The organism is Klebsiella sp. EMBS2024 (assembly GCF_036233805.1).
In the GTDB taxonomy this organism is placed as follows: domain Bacteria; phylum Pseudomonadota; class Gammaproteobacteria; order Enterobacterales; family Enterobacteriaceae; genus Klebsiella; species Klebsiella pneumoniae.
The window spans coordinates 4,993,102-5,007,213 of the sequence record NZ_JAZARW010000001.1 but is presented as its reverse complement, the minus strand read 5'-3'; the positions used below and the strand labels follow the sequence as shown (position 1 = coordinate 5,007,213).

The following is a 14,112-nucleotide window of genomic DNA, read 5'->3' as shown; positions in this document are numbered from 1 at the left end:
CCCGAACGGCGCCCCTTGAGAGTGATTACGCGTCGAACGGATCGCGCAGAATCATAGTCTCGGTACGGTCTGGACCGGTAGAGATGATATCCACCGGCACGCCGGTCAGCTCTTCAATACGCTGGATGTAGTTCAGGGCTGCCTGCGGCAGGCCGCTGCGCTCTTTCACGCCGAAGGTGGTTTCGGACCAGCCCGGCATGGTTTCGTAGATAGGCTCGATACCTTCCCAGTTATCGGCAGCCAGCGGAGTGGTGGTCACTTCGCGGCCATCCGGCATACGGTAGCCAACGCAGATTTTCACTTCTTTCAGGCCGTCGAGGACGTCCAGTTTAGTCAGGCAGAAGCCGGACAGGGAGTTAATCTGCACCGCGCGACGGACTGCGACCGCGTCCAGCCAGCCGGTACGACGACGACGACCGGTGGTGGCGCCGAATTCGTTACCCTGCTTGCAGAGGAACTCGCCAGTTTCATCAAACAGCTCGGTCGGGAACGGACCTGCACCGACGCGAGTCGAGTAAGCTTTAATGATGCCCAGTACGTAATCCACATAACGCGGGCCCAGGCCGGAGCCGGTCGCCACGCCACCTGCGGTGGTGTTAGAGGACGTAACGTACGGGTAGGTACCGTGGTCGATATCCAGCAGCGTACCCTGCGCGCCTTCGAACATCACGAAGTCGCCGCGCTGACGCGCCTGATCCAGCAGGTCGGATACGTCCACCACCATGCTGGTCAGGATGTCGGCAATCGCCATCACATCGTCCAGCACTTTCTGGTAGTCAACCGCTTCTGCTTTGTAGAAGTTCACCAGCTGGAAGTTGTGATATTCCATCACTTCTTTCAGTTTATCGGCGAAGGTTGCTTTATCGAACAGATCGCCAACGCGCAGACCGCGACGAGCGACTTTATCTTCGTAAGCCGGGCCAATGCCGCGACCGGTAGTGCCGATCGCTTTCGCGCCACGCGCTTTTTCACGCGCCACGTCAAGCGCCACGTGATAGTCAAGGATAAGCGGGCAGGCTTCAGAGAGCAGCAGACGCTCGCGAACCGGGATACCACGGTCTTCCAGGCCCTTCATCTCTTTCATCAGCGCGGCCGGAGACAGCACGACGCCGTTACCGATGATGCTGGTGACGTTTTCACGCAGAATGCCTGATGGAATAAGATGGAGAACGGTTTTTTCACCGTTGATTACGAGAGTATGGCCGGCGTTGTGACCACCCTGGTAGCGCACAACATATTTAGCCCGTTCAGTCAGGAGATCGACGATCTTCCCTTTACCTTCGTCACCCCATTGGGTGCCCAGTACGACGACGTTGTTACCCATTTTTCAAAATCACCGTTTGCTTAAAAATGGATTCTACCATCGCTTTTTCAGAGTTACAGCACTTTTTGCATCCAAAATAAGGCAAATCCGACCACTTTTTGATCAGCCAATCGATTTCCTCAACATGTAGTAGATCACAATCCCGGCAACCACAAGTCCGCCGCCAAAACGACGCAATAAATTATCCGGTAGCTGGCTCAGGCTGGCGACCATCTTGCGCCAGGCGCGCGGATAAAGCAGCGGGCCAAGCCCTTCGAGTACTAAAACCAGCGCCAGCGCCAGCCAAATGGTGGAGTTCATCGTCAACCCTAATTGAAAAGTATCATTGCCGCCCTCGCGGGCGTCTCGGCCAGCATGGTGAATTCATTCCCTCATTTCACATTGTCCCGTATTTCAGCTTCATTATGAACCAGAAAGGTGAAACAAAATTCACAACTAATTGTATTGCTGGATATTTTTTAAATTGTAACTATGCCATCGCGTACTACAACCCGGTACGTCTACTTAATCAGGAAGATTATGATGAGAGAGTTAACCGCATTTGAAATCGAAAATGTGAGCGGCGCAGGCTGGTTACAGGATGGTCTGGCGGCCTTAGGCAGCAAGGTCGGCGCAGCCGCATGGACGATGGGCACTGATGCCCTGAGCATTAACCTGCCACTGCTTGGCACCCTCAATCTGGCCGACCTGGCGCCGGACCTGGGCAAAACCCTGGGCGAAAGCGTTGGGTCGACTATCGGCGGCACCATCGAAAGTGCGCTGGCAGGCCTGCCGGTGATCGGCGGCCTGCTGAACAAGCTACTCGGCAACTAATTCCCGCCCTCGCAGCATGAAAAAAGGCGCCTGTTTCAGGCGCCTTTTCGCATTATTACTTCAGGTTTACACCTTCTCCGGCTTATTTACGCGCCGAATCCGGTGAACGCATATAGCGGAAGAAATCGCTGTCCGGACTCAGGACCATCACATCCTGATTGCTCTGGAAGCTCTTCTCATAGGCACGCAGGCTACGGATAAAGGAGTAGAAGCCTGGATCCTGGCTGAACGCGTCGGCAAACAGTTTCGCTGATTCCGCATCACCTTCACCACGCAGGATACGGCCCTGGCGCTCGGCTTCCGCCAGCGTCTTGGTGACTTCATAGTCCGCAGTCGCGCGCAGTTTTTCCGCCTCTTCCTGACCCTGTGAACGATGGCGACGAGCAACCGCTTCACGCTCCGCGCGCATACGGTTATAAATCGCTTCCGACACTTCTGCCGGCAGGTTGATCTGTTTGATACGTACGTCGACAACTTCGATACCCAGCGCCGCCATACTGTTCGGGTTGATCACCTGCACTTTACCGTTGGTTTCGGCTTCTACACGCTCTGCCGCTTTAGCAATCGCGTCGTCAGCCGCCGGGGTGCTAACCTCATCTTCCGTACCGGCCGAACCCGAGTTCAGCGCATCACGCACTTCCAGGGTCAGGCGACCACGGGAGTCGGTGACGATATCTTTCACATCCAGACGACCAATTTCAGAACGCAGACGGTCAGAGAATTTACGCTTCAGCAGCACCTCGGCCTGGGAGACGTCGCCGCCGCCGGTTGCCAGGTAGTAACGGCTGAAGTCGCTGATGCGCCACTTGATATAGGAGTCGACGATCAGGTCTTTCTTCTCTTTAGTAACGAAACGGTCAGCCTGGTTGTCCATGGTCTGAATACGCGCATCCAGCATCTTCACCGATTCGATAAACGGGATCTTGAAGTGCAGGCCTGGCGCATACACCAGCGGCTTGTTTTCGTCGTCGCGCAGAACTTTACCGAAACGCAGCGTGATACCGCGCTCGCCTTCCTTTACGACAAAGACAGACATGTAGAGCACTACCAGCACGATGACAATGATCGCGATAACAGATTTACGCATCGTTATTCCCCCTGACGCTGGTAGTCGTTACGCTGCGCGTTAGCGCGGCGTTGGTCCATAATGCTACCCCCGGTTGAGCTCGAGGTTGATGAGGTGCTGGCGCTGCTTGAGCTGGATGCTGGCGGCAGGCGCAGCAGATCGCTGGCGTCACTACTATCGCTCTTTGCTGCCGGCGCAGCGGCGCCTTTCAGCATCTGATCCAGCGGCAGAACCATCAGATTGCCGTTTTTGCTGTCATTGACCAGCACTTTACGGGTGTGGCTCAGCACTTTTTCCATGGTTTCGATATACAGACGCTCGCGGGTAATTTCCGGCGCGGCTTTGTATTCCGGCAGGATCTTCGCAAAGCGAGCCACTTCACCCTGGGCTTCCAGAACGGTCTGGGTCTTATAGGCGCGTGCCTCTTCGAGGATACGCTGCGCCTGACCATTCGCCCGCGGCTGGACTTCGTTGGTATACGCTTCCGCTTCACGAATGTACTGCTGCTCGTTCTCACGCGCGGCAATGGCATCGTCAAACGCGGCCTTCACCTCTTCCGGCGGACGCGCCGTCTGGAAGTTGACGTCCAGCAGAGTGATACCCATGTTGTACGGGCGAATCGTCTCTTCCAGCTCACGCTGGGTATCGCTACGGATCACGGTACGACCTTCGGTCAGAATGCGATCCATGGTGTATTTGCCGATCACGCCGCGCAGCGCGCTGTCGGTGGCCTGACGCAGACTGTCGTCCGCGCTGGTCACGCTAAACAGATAGCGCTCCGGATCGGTGACGCGGTACTGCACGTTCATCTCAACGCGCACCACGTTTTCGTCAGAGGTCAGCATGACGCCGGAAGCCGCAAGTTCGCGCACCGACTCCACGTTCACCGCCTGAACGTTATCGATAAAGGTCGGTTTCCAGTTCAGGCCAGGCTCAACCAGATGGCTGAACTTACCAAAACGGGTGACCACGCCGCGCTCGGCCTCTTTAATGGTATAGAAACCGCTGGCCGCCCAGATAATCACTGCCGCCGCGGCAACGATGCCGACAATACGCCCGCCCATCGGTCCGCGAGGCCCCTGCGCGCTATTGCCGCCGCCCAGTCCGCCCTTGCCGCCGCCGAGCCCGCCAAGTTTTTTACTTAACTTGCGGAAGATATCATCCAGATCCGGCGGCCCCTGCTCGCGACCGCCTTTATTGCCATTTCCCTCAGAGTTGCCGCCAGGTTTGCTGCTCCCCCACGGGTCGCGGTCCTGTCCGTTATTACCGGGCTGATTCCACGCCATGTATATGCTCCATATTTGTTTTTGATATCCCCACAGGGGTCAATATCTTCAGGCAAGCTGCAAGGTTAAACCACATAGTCAACAAGCGTTGGCTCTTGCTTACAGAGGCGCCGCCAGTCAACGATCGGCATGCGCACCTGCAGACTCACGCTGCCGTCATCCTCCATCCACTCTTTTTCTATCGCCTGAAGCTGATAGAAACGGCTTCTCAGTCGCCCTTCTTTCGGCGGTAAGCGCAGCGTATGCTGGGCCACTTCACCGGAAAGACGCTCCGTTAATGCCTGAAAAAGCAGTGGTACGCCAACCCCGGTCTGGGCTGAAAGCCAGACCCGAATCGGTTTATTTTCATCGTCGCGATCGATGCGCGGTTCAAAATCGTCAAGCATGTCGATTTTGTTCATCACCAGCAGCGCCGGGATCTCATCGGCCTCAATTTCAGCGAGAACCGTATTTACCGCATCAATGTTTTCCTGCACGCGGACATCCGCCGCATCAATCACATGCAGCAGCAGCGTCGCCTGACGCGTCTCCTGCAACGTCGCTTTAAACGCGGCTACCAGATCGTGCGGCAGGTGGCGAATAAAGCCGACGGTATCGGCCAGCACCGTTTCGCCGACGTCAGGGACGTCAATGCGGCGCAGCGTCGGGTCCAGGGTGGCGAACAGCTGGTTCGCGGCATAGACCTCGGCGGCAGTGATCTGGTTAAAGAGCGTTGATTTTCCGGCGTTGGTATAGCCCACCAGCGACACGGTAGGAATATCGGCTTTCGCACGCGACCGCCGCCCCTGCTCGCGCTGTTTCTCGACTTTTTCCAGCCGCGACAGGATCTGCATGATACGGTTACGCAATAAACGACGGTCGGTTTCGAGCTGGGTTTCACCCGGGCCACGCAAACCAATCCCGCCCTTCTGTCTTTCAAGGTGGGTCCAACCGCGGACAAGGCGAGTCGCCATATGGCGCAGCTGCGCCAGCTCGACCTGCAATTTCCCTTCATGGGTGCGCGCGCGCTGGGCGAAAATATCTAAAATAAGACCGGTGCGATCGATAACCCGGCATTCGCACAGGCGTTCCAGGTTACGTTCTTGCGCCGGACTCAGGGCATGATCGAAGAGCACGACCGAAGCGCCGGTCGCTTTAACGGCTTCCGCAATTTCGACTGCCTTACCTTCACCAACAAAATACTTCGGGTGCGGTGCTTTACGGCTACCGGTAATCACCTGCATTGCTTCGACACCGGCGGAAGAGGCCAGAGTTTCAAACTCCTGGAGATCTTCCATATCTTTGTCTTGCGAAAAATAGATGTGTACCAGTACCGCCTGCTCACCGGCGTCATAACGGTCAAACAAGCGTAAACCCCTTATAAAATACCAGCGGGGAACGCAGAAAACCTGGCTCCCCGGCGTGGAAAAACAGCACTGGCCTTATTCGGCGTCGTCGCTGTCTTGTTGCGGCGCAGAAGAACCCTGCGCGCTACCACCGTGGTGATAGTTACTGGAACCGCCGCCAGCATTGTTGCTGTGGTGAGACACCGGGCGAGACGGGACAACAGTAGAAATTGCGTGCTTATAGACCATCTGGCTGACCGTGTTCTTCAACAGGATCACGAACTGATCGAAAGACTCAATTTGCCCTTGCAGCTTGATACCATTCACCAAATAAATAGAAACCGGAACGCGTTCCCGACGCAAAGCGTTCAGGAACGGATCTTGTAAAGATTGCCCCTTAGCCATTCTCTCTTTTCCTTATATGTATGCTTGTTTTGTACTCAGAACCTTACGATTCTCAAAAAAAATTACGCACGATACCGTTTAATTGTACACGTTCAGTTCTGGCTCGCACCAACAACCTGTAATACTTTGTTGAGCGCTTGTTCAGGTTGTTCACTGTCTAACCAGTGCACACCTTCCCAACCGCGCAGCCAGGTGACCTGACGTTTGGCTAACTGTCTCGTGGCGCAAACACCTCGATAAACCATCTCATCATACGGGATCTCGCCATTGAGATATGACCACATCTGGCGGTATCCGACACAACGGATGGAAGGCATGTCCGTATGCAAATCTCCGCGGGCAAAAAGCGCCCGTACTTCTGCTTCAAAACCTGAAGCTAACATCTGATGAAAACGCTGTTCTATGCGTTGATGGAGCAGTTCACGGCTCGCCGGGGCGATGGCGAACTGATGCACCTGATATGGCAGAGCGTCTCCTGACGTTTGCGTCAGTTCCGTTAAAGTTTTACCCGAAATGAAAAAAACTTCCAGTGCCCGGGAAAGCCTTTGCGGATCATTTGGATGAATACGCGCAGCAGCCACGGGATCGATCTCCTGTAATTGCTGATGTAACGCATTCCACCCCTGCTCTGCGGCCTGCTGCTCAATCCGCGCTCTGACCTCTGGGTCAGCCGACGGTAAGGGCGACAATCCTTCCAGCAACGCTTTGAAATACAACATCGTTCCGCCGACTAACAGCGGAATTCGCCCGGCGGCGACAATATCCGCCATCGCCGCCAGCGCATCGCGGCGAAAATCCGCCGCGGAATAGGCCTCCGCAGGATCCAAAATATCCAGCAGCCGATGCGGCGCAGCGCTAAGCTCCGCAGCATCCGGTTTGGCGGTGCCAATATCCATTCCCCGATAAATGAGGGCGGAATCAACGCTAATCAACTCTACTGGCAAAACTTTACGTAAGGCTATCGCCAGCGCGGTTTTGCCGGAGGCCGTCGGGCCCATTAAAAAAATTGCCTTGGGCAGGCTCGCCTCGGTTACATCATTCATCTTTCAGGGCATTCATCGCCGAATGGAGATCTACAGGTTGTAACAGGCCACCCGGCGGCGTTCTCACCAGCTGCGGGCAAAGACGCTCAACGTCCGCCAGCAGCGCAATCGCCTGCGCCATATTCCATGACGTCTGTTCGCTCGTCAGATTACGCGCCATCCATTGGGCGATATTGCCGACGTCGAATGCGTTTTGCTGCGCCAGGTAGCCTATCAGTTCAGGAATCAAGATTTGTAAATTTTGTTGTCTTAAGGGTAAAGGGACCGCGCGCACCGTCACGTGCAGGGCATCGGTATGCACATCGATCCCTAGCTGCGCCAGCGCCGGCTGAGCGGCGGCCAGCGCCTGTTTTTCCCCTTCCGTAACTTTTAACCGCAGCGGGATCAGCAGCGGCTGAGCACATACCGCCTCCGCTCCCGGGGTCAACTGCGCCTGGCGCAGCCAGCGCTCGGCAACGGTCAACGACAGCAGCGCCAGACCGCCCTCGCGCTCCAGCAGCGCGCAGTCGCCGCCAACAATCGTCAACACTCTGCCAAAGCTCTGACTGTGACCGGCCAACTCTGCCGCCGCCGGAGGCTGCAACGCTGGCTTTGGCGCCGTTGGCGTGTCGAGCAGTTGACGATAAAGCGCTCCCTGCTGCTTCTGGTAACCCGGCTGCGCATGCGGCCAGCTCGCGCCGCCCGGTTTGCCGCTGGAGGCCGCAGGCTCACGCGATGGCGTGATGCTGAAGCGGGTCGCAGGCTCCCGCGCTTCCGCTGGCCGCGCAAACTGGTTGCCTCCCGCGGCGATGCGGTTCTCCGGCATCGGGCGCGGCGCCGGCGGGTCGTCTTTTTCCGCCAGCGGCGCGTCAAGCTGCTGCTGCAGTACGCTCAGTACGCCCTGGTAGATAAAGTCGTGCACCAGGCGCGACTGATGGAAACGCACCTCATGCTTGGCCGGGTGGACGTTTACATCCACCTGATGGGGATCGATCTCCAGATACAGCACAAACGCCGGTTGCTGATCGGCCCCTAGCTTGTCTTCACAGGCCTGGCGGATAGCATGGTTGATCAGCCGATCGCGCATCATCCGCCCGTTAACGTAGCAATACTGAATTTCCGCCAGCGCCGGGGTGGTATGCAGCGGATCGGCGACCCAGCCGCGCAGGGTCAGATCGCCATGCTGCCACTCGATCGCCAGCGCATGTTCGAGAAAAGCGGCGCCGCAAATTGTCCCCAGCCGGCGCTCGCGCTGGCCATCCTGAGCGACGGCCCGATACTGGCGCATCACCTTGCCGTTATGGCTGAGGTTGATAGTGACGTCGAAGCGCGCCAGCGCAATGCGGCGCACCACCTCGTCAATGTGGCCGAACTCGGTCTTTTCGGTGCGCATAAATTTGCGCCGCGCCGGGGTGTTATAGAACAGATCGAGGACTTCCAGAGTGGTACCGACCGGGTGCGCCGCCGGCTTCACCGTCACCGCCTGATCGCGGCCTTCAGCATACGCCTGCCAGGCTTCCTGCTGCTCCGCCGTGCGCGAAGTCAGCGTTAAGCGCGCTACCGAACTGATACTGGCCAGCGCTTCGCCGCGAAAGCCGAGGCTAATAATGGCCTCCAGATCGTCAAGCGAGGCGATCTTGCTGGTCGCATGACGAGCCAGGGCCAGCGCCAGCTCGTCTTTTTTGATGCCGCTGCCGTTATCGCGGATGCGAATGAGCTTCGCGCCGCCGCGTTCGATATCAATGTCAATCCGCGTAGCGCCCGCATCAAGACTGTTCTCAACCAGCTCTTTCACCACCGACGCGGGCCGCTCCACCACCTCGCCGGCGGCAATCTGGTTGGCGAGCTGCGGCGGCAGAACCTGAATCGGCATCCCCTGCTCCTTAGTTAATCAACATCCCGCCCGGCGCCGCGGCGCTGGCGGTCTGCGCCGCCTCGCCGCGAGGCGCCGACTGCAGCGGATGCTGCATAAAGTAGTTGCGTAAGCCGTTATAAATCGCCTCCGCAATCTGCTCCTGGTAATCATCGCTACCCAGCAGCCGCTCTTCGCCGTTGTTACTGATAAAGCCCGTTTCCACGAGGATCGACGGGATGTCCGGCGAGCGCAGCACGCCAAGGCTGGCATGCTCCGGGCGGCGTTTGTGCAGGTTGCCAATACGCTGCAGCTGGCTCAGCACGTTGGTCGCCACATCGTAGCCGACGCGCTGGGAATGACCAAACTGCAGATCCAGCACCGCCTGGCTCAGGTAGGGGTCGGCCTGGCTGTTTGCCAGCACATCGCCCGCACCGCCGAGCAGTTCAGACTGCTTCTCATGCTGCTCGAGCCAACCGGCCATTTCGCTGTTGGCGCGACGGTTCGAGAGCACCCACACCGAGGCGCCAGTGGCATCGCGGTTTGGCGCGGCGTCAGCATGGATAGAGACGAGGAAATTGGCGTTTTGCTTACGCGCCACGTCAGAGCGGCCCATCACCGAAATAAAGTAATCCCCGTCGCGGGTCAGCACCGGCTTAAACTGCGGATCGGCGTTCAGTAACGCCCGCAGCTTGCGCGCGATAGCGATAGTCACGTTTTTCTCTTTGGTGCCGTTCGGGCCAATCGCGCCAGGATCCTGGCCGCCGTGCCCGGCATCAATGGCGATAATGACTTTATCATCCGCCGACACCGTGCGGGCCGCCGGGCGAGTCACGGTCTGATTGTTGGTCATCGCCGGCTGAGAGGAGGTCATCACCGTCTGCCGTTCATGACCCGACGAGCTGAACGGGTTACGCCCTGACGTCGTCGTCCGGGAAGGCATCACCGGCGGCGGGTCGGCCCGTTTCACCACCACGGGCGGCGGAGGCGCGTCGGCGTTGATGGTAAAGACCACCGTGTAATTCGCCCCGTTCTGTTGCTTCACCGCCCGGGTTTTGCCATCTTCCGTCAGATCCACCAGCAGACGCAGCGTCTGCGTATCCTGCGGCGTGCCGGCGCGAATACTCTTCACCAGGTTGCTGCCGCTAAACTGCAGCGGTAGTCCCTGCAATACGCCGGTCTGCTTGATATCCAGCGCCACCAGACGTTTACCCTGTGGGGTAAAGGAGTACTCCGGCTCACCGACAAAGCTTAGGGTAATACGGGCCTGCTGGTCTCCGTTAGAGACCTGGATATCGGATAAACTCGCCGCAGTGGCGTGAAGACTCGACAGCATCAGCGCAGCGGCAAGCCAGGTGGTTATGCGATACTTCATCCCGTCATCCTTCAGGCTAAAAGGCTAAACGCGCCAGTAAAGATTCACCCCGTGAGGAGATCGCGGTAATACGCGCCTCACGCCCTTGTGCCTGGTAATCAAGGTGAATTTCAACATCCGGGTCAGGCAGGACACCTGCGCCTTGCTGCGGCCATTCCACCAGGCAGATGGCATCGTCGGCAAAATAATCACGGATCCCCATAAATTCGAGTTCCTCAGGATCCGCCAGACGGTAGAGATCGAAGTGATACACCATCAGGTTCTCGAGGGTATAGGGCTCCACCAGGGTATAAGTTGGGCTTTTGACATTGCCGCGGTGACCGAGCGCCTGCAAAAAGCCGCGGCTGAAGGTCGTTTTCCCCGCGCCTAAATCACCATACAGATAAATCACGGTGGCGCCGGTACAGGCCTGCGCGATGCGGTCGCCAAGGGCCAGCGTGGCCTGCTCATCGGGTAAAGGAATCACTCGGTTAATCATGGTCTACGTCAATCACATCCGGGTTAACAACACGCCTGAGCGTGGAAAAGAGATCGGTCGCCAGCATGCCGCGGGTGCCCTCGCGGGCGGCCAGTCGGTCGGCGGCATCGCCATGAGCGACGCACCCGGCACAGGCAGCATCATACGGCGTCAGGTGCTGTCCTAACAACGCGGCGATGATGCCGGTGAGCACATCGCCCATCCCGCCGCTGGCCATCCCGGCATTGCCGGCATCGATAATGCCCATCGCCCCGCTTTCACTGGCCACCACCGTGCCCGCGCCTTTCAGCACAACCACGCCGCCATACCGTTTTACCAGACGCTGCGCAGAAAGTAAGCGATCGCTTTCAATTTCTGCCACGCTGACGTTCAGCAGACGGGCCGCTTCGCCGGGGTGCGGCGTTAGCACGCGATTGTGACGTTTATCGGGATTGAATGCCAGCAGGTTCAGCGCGTCGGCGTCCCAGACCATCGGTTTGTTAAAACTTTCCACCGTGCGCAGGGCGCTGCGCCCCCATTCGCGCTGCCCCAGCCCGGGGCCAATCGCCACCACATCAGCCCACTCCAGCGCGGCTTTCAGAGTCTGCGGCGTCAGCTCATCTACCATTAATTCCGGCCGCACGGTGACAATGGGCGCCACGTTCTCCGGGTGAGTAAGCACTCGCACCAGTCCCGCGCCGCTGCGTAGGGCCGCTTCACCGCACATACGGATAGCGCCTGCCGTGCCGCGATCGCCGCCGACAATCACCAGTTTACCGTGATCGCCTTTATGGGAGGTGGCCCGCCGCGGCGGCAGCCAGTCGGCGAGGTGGGCGGCGCAAAACCGCGTCAGAGGAGAGCTTTGTCCGGCGAGCCAGCGTTCGAGCCCCAGCGCATGATGGTGGAGTTGCCCGACGACATCCCGCGCCTTGCCGGTCAGCAGCCCCGGCTTGAGGGCGATAAAGGTCAGCGTATGGTCGGCCTGTACCACTGCACCTGGCGTCGCGCCCGTCTGCGCATTCAGGCCGGAAGGGATATCCAGCGCCACCACCGGCGCCGGGTGGTGGTTCGCCTGGTGGATGAGCGCCGCAACGGGATCGCGCGGCGCACTGCGCAGACCGGTGCCGAGCAGGCCATCAATAATCAGTGAGATATCGTCGGGCCATGAGATAGTCGCCGCATGGATCACGCCGCCGGCGTTAAGCCATGCCTCCCGCGCCGCCTGCGCCTCTTCCGGCAGCGGGCTGTCACTCTCCACCGCCAGCAGCGTCACCCGCCGCCCCGCGGCCTGTGCCAGACGCGCAACGACATATCCGTCGCCGCCGTTGTTGCCATGTCCGCAGAGGATCAGCCAGTGCGCGCTGGCAGGATAAGCACAGCTGGCCAGCTGGAACGCCGCCTCGCCCGCGCGCTGCATGAGTTCGAACAGCGTCAGCCCCAGGCTGTCCGCCGCCTCTCGTTCGGCCAGGCGCAGCGCCTCCGCAGGCCAAATGTTGTATGGTATACTGTCAGGGTTTTTCGTCATTGTATGGTCCATCATGTCACAGCCCCTCGATCTCGTTCAGTTAGCGCAACAAATCAAACAATGGGGCACAGAGCTTGGGTTCCAGCAGGTGGGGATCGCCGATACCGACCTCAGCGCCAGTGAACCCAAACTGCAGGCATGGCTGGATAAACAATACCACGGCGAAATGGAATGGATGGCCCGTCACGGTATGATGCGCGCCCGTCCCCACGAACTGCTGCCCGGTACGTTACGCGTCATCAGCGTGCGGATGAACTATCTGCCCGCTAACGCCGCCTTTGCCCGCACCCTGAAAGATCCCGCGCTGGGTTACGTCAGCCGTTATGCCCTCGGGCGTGATTATCATAAGCTGCTACGTAATCGCCTGAAAAAGCTGGGGGAGAAGATTCAGGAACAGTGTGCTTCGCTCAATTTTAGACCTTTTGTCGATTCCGCGCCTATCCTGGAACGGCCAATCGCAGAAAAAGCGGGCCTTGGCTGGACAGGTAAGCACTCACTAATCTTAAGCCGCGACGCCGGATCGTTCTTTTTCCTCGGCGAACTGCTGATTGATCTGCCCCTGCCGGTCGACAGCCCGGTTGCGGAGGAGTGTGGGCGCTGCGTCGCCTGCATGACCATCTGTCCCACCGGGGCCATCGTTGAGCCCTATACCGTCGACGCCCGGCGCTGCATCTCCTATCTCACCATTGAACTGGAAGGTGCAATCCCCGAGGAGTTCCGTCCACTTATCGGCAACCGTATTTACGGTTGTGATGATTGTCAGCTGATCTGCCCGTGGAACCGTTTCTCACAGCTCACCGATGAAGAGGATTTCAGCCCACGCAAAGCGCTGCATGCCCCGCCGCTGGTGGAGCTGTTCGCCTGGAGCGAAGCGTGGTTTCTGAAGGTGACCGAAGGGTCGGCGATTCGTCGCATTGGCCACCTGCGCTGGCTGCGCAATATCGCCGTCGCGTTGGGCAATGCGCCCTGGGATGAAGCCCATCTTCGCGCCCTGGAGAGCCGCCGGGGCGAGCACCCGCTTCTCGACGAACACATTGAGTGGGCGATTGCCCAGCAACTGAAAAAGCGGAACGCCGACGCCGTTGAAGTACAGCTGCCGAAAAAATTACGTCTGGTCAGAGTGGTAGAGAAAGGCTTGCCGCGCGACGCCTGATTCATTCACAGGCTGTGAATAAAATCTAAAACACATTGCGTTTCAAGGCGCAGACCAAGGTCAAGTGATCGGATTAACATTTTGAAATGAAATTTATTTGTTAAATTTCAATCACATACAAAGATACTATTTACAAAGCGAAGCATTTGCGCCGCCAGTGACGGAACGATAACCTGTGGATAACTCTGTTCACAGTATTTCTGAGGACCAAACGAAAATCATCCCCGGCGCTGGATTGCACTGTGGATAAATAAGAGATGGAAGAAAATTTGGAGCGGGAAACGAGACTCGAACTCGCGACCCCGACCTTGGCAAGGTCGTGCTCTACCAACTGAGCTATTCCCGCTTAATCATCGTCATTCAAGCTACCGTCTAGCAACCTGAAAACTGCGACTGGTGTGGTGTGTCTTTCAAATTTTGGAGCGGGAAACGAGACTCGAACTCGCGACCCCGACCTTGGCAAGGTCGTGCTCTACCAACTGAGCTATTCCCGCTTAATCTTCGGCTTT

The 14,112-nt window shown here is 58.1% G+C and carries 13 protein-coding genes and 2 tRNA genes; 2 read left to right on the top strand and 13 right to left on the bottom strand.

The features are described from left to right. Positions 1-25: 25 nt before the first annotated feature. Positions 26-1,324: an adenylosuccinate synthase gene (locus VZP09_RS23005; RefSeq protein WP_002885665.1), complete on the bottom strand. Its 1,299-nt coding sequence runs from the start codon at positions 1,322-1,324 to the stop codon at positions 26-28. A 102-nt stretch (positions 1,325-1,426) separates the two neighbouring features. After that, the gene (locus tag VZP09_RS23000) at positions 1,427-1,624 is read right to left on the bottom strand and encodes a DUF2065 domain-containing protein (RefSeq protein ID WP_002885664.1); all 198 of its coding nucleotides are present in this window, start codon (positions 1,622-1,624) and stop codon (positions 1,427-1,429) included. 222 nt (positions 1,625-1,846) lie between these two features. Here VZP09_RS23000 and VZP09_RS22995 point away from each other — a divergent pair, with 222 nt between their 5' ends. Beyond that, complete coding sequence (locus VZP09_RS22995) at positions 1,847-2,137, top strand: hypothetical protein (protein WP_002885663.1); 291 nt, start codon at positions 1,847-1,849, stop codon at positions 2,135-2,137. Positions 2,138-2,219: 82 nt separating this feature from the next. On the opposite strand, the gene hflC is transcribed toward VZP09_RS22995, so the two are convergent. The 9 genes from hflC to nnr all read right to left on the bottom strand — a co-directional run bounded on the left by hflC (position 2,220) and on the right by nnr (position 12,450). Beyond that, positions 2,220-3,224, bottom strand: a complete 1,005-nt coding sequence (gene hflC / locus VZP09_RS22990; protein WP_002885662.1) for a protease modulator HflC — start codon at positions 3,222-3,224, stop codon at positions 2,220-2,222. A gap of 2 nt (positions 3,225-3,226) precedes the next feature. After that, on the bottom strand, positions 3,227-4,489 hold the full coding sequence (gene hflK / locus VZP09_RS22985) for an FtsH protease activity modulator HflK (RefSeq protein WP_004146726.1): 1,263 nt from the start codon (positions 4,487-4,489) through the stop codon (positions 3,227-3,229). A gap of 65 nt (positions 4,490-4,554) precedes the next feature. Beyond that, positions 4,555-5,835 carry a ribosome rescue GTPase HflX gene (gene hflX, locus VZP09_RS22980; protein ID WP_004146725.1) on the bottom strand — a complete coding sequence of 427 codons (1,281 nt, stop codon included), beginning with the start codon at positions 5,833-5,835 and terminating at the stop codon, positions 4,555-4,557. A 75-nt stretch (positions 5,836-5,910) separates the two neighbouring features. After that, complete coding sequence (hfq, locus tag VZP09_RS22975) at positions 5,911-6,219, bottom strand: RNA chaperone Hfq (RefSeq protein WP_002885659.1); 309 nt, start codon at positions 6,217-6,219, stop codon at positions 5,911-5,913. A 92-nt stretch (positions 6,220-6,311) separates the two neighbouring features. Continuing rightward, complete coding sequence (gene miaA, locus VZP09_RS22970) at positions 6,312-7,262, bottom strand: tRNA (adenosine(37)-N6)-dimethylallyltransferase MiaA (RefSeq protein WP_002885652.1); 951 nt, start codon at positions 7,260-7,262, stop codon at positions 6,312-6,314. Then, entirely contained in the window at positions 7,255-9,114 is a 1,860-nt protein-coding gene (mutL, locus tag VZP09_RS22965) for a DNA mismatch repair endonuclease MutL (RefSeq protein WP_004152020.1), read from the bottom strand. The genes miaA and mutL overlap by 8 nt, the downstream gene beginning before the upstream one ends. Positions 9,115-9,124: 10 nt before the next feature. Next, positions 9,125-10,468: an N-acetylmuramoyl-L-alanine amidase AmiB gene (gene amiB / locus VZP09_RS22960; RefSeq protein ID WP_048988096.1), complete on the bottom strand. Its 1,344-nt coding sequence runs from the start codon at positions 10,466-10,468 to the stop codon at positions 9,125-9,127. 16 nt (positions 10,469-10,484) lie between these two features. Next, on the bottom strand, positions 10,485-10,946 hold the full coding sequence (gene tsaE, locus VZP09_RS22955; RefSeq protein ID WP_002885589.1) for a tRNA (adenosine(37)-N6)-threonylcarbamoyltransferase complex ATPase subunit type 1 TsaE: 462 nt from the start codon (positions 10,944-10,946) through the stop codon (positions 10,485-10,487). Next, positions 10,939-12,450, bottom strand: a complete 1,512-nt coding sequence (gene nnr, locus VZP09_RS22950; protein WP_073901689.1) for a bifunctional ADP-dependent NAD(P)H-hydrate dehydratase/NAD(P)H-hydrate epimerase — start codon at positions 12,448-12,450, stop codon at positions 10,939-10,941. Before nnr ends, tsaE begins: the two co-directional genes overlap by 8 nt. A gap of 13 nt (positions 12,451-12,463) precedes the next feature. Here nnr and queG point away from each other — a divergent pair, with 13 nt between their 5' ends. After that, positions 12,464-13,603 carry a tRNA epoxyqueuosine(34) reductase QueG gene (queG, locus tag VZP09_RS22945; protein WP_019725224.1) on the top strand — a complete coding sequence of 380 codons (1,140 nt, stop codon included), beginning with the start codon at positions 12,464-12,466 and terminating at the stop codon, positions 13,601-13,603. Between the two features lie 270 nt (positions 13,604-13,873). Here queG and VZP09_RS22940 read toward each other — a convergent pair. Together VZP09_RS22940 and VZP09_RS22935 are read right to left on the bottom strand one after the other, a co-directional pair. After that, positions 13,874-13,949: transfer RNA gene (locus tag VZP09_RS22940), tRNA-Gly, on the bottom strand. 72 nt (positions 13,950-14,021) lie between these two features. Continuing rightward, positions 14,022-14,097: transfer RNA gene (locus VZP09_RS22935), tRNA-Gly, on the bottom strand. Between the last annotated feature and the right edge of the window lie 15 nt (positions 14,098-14,112).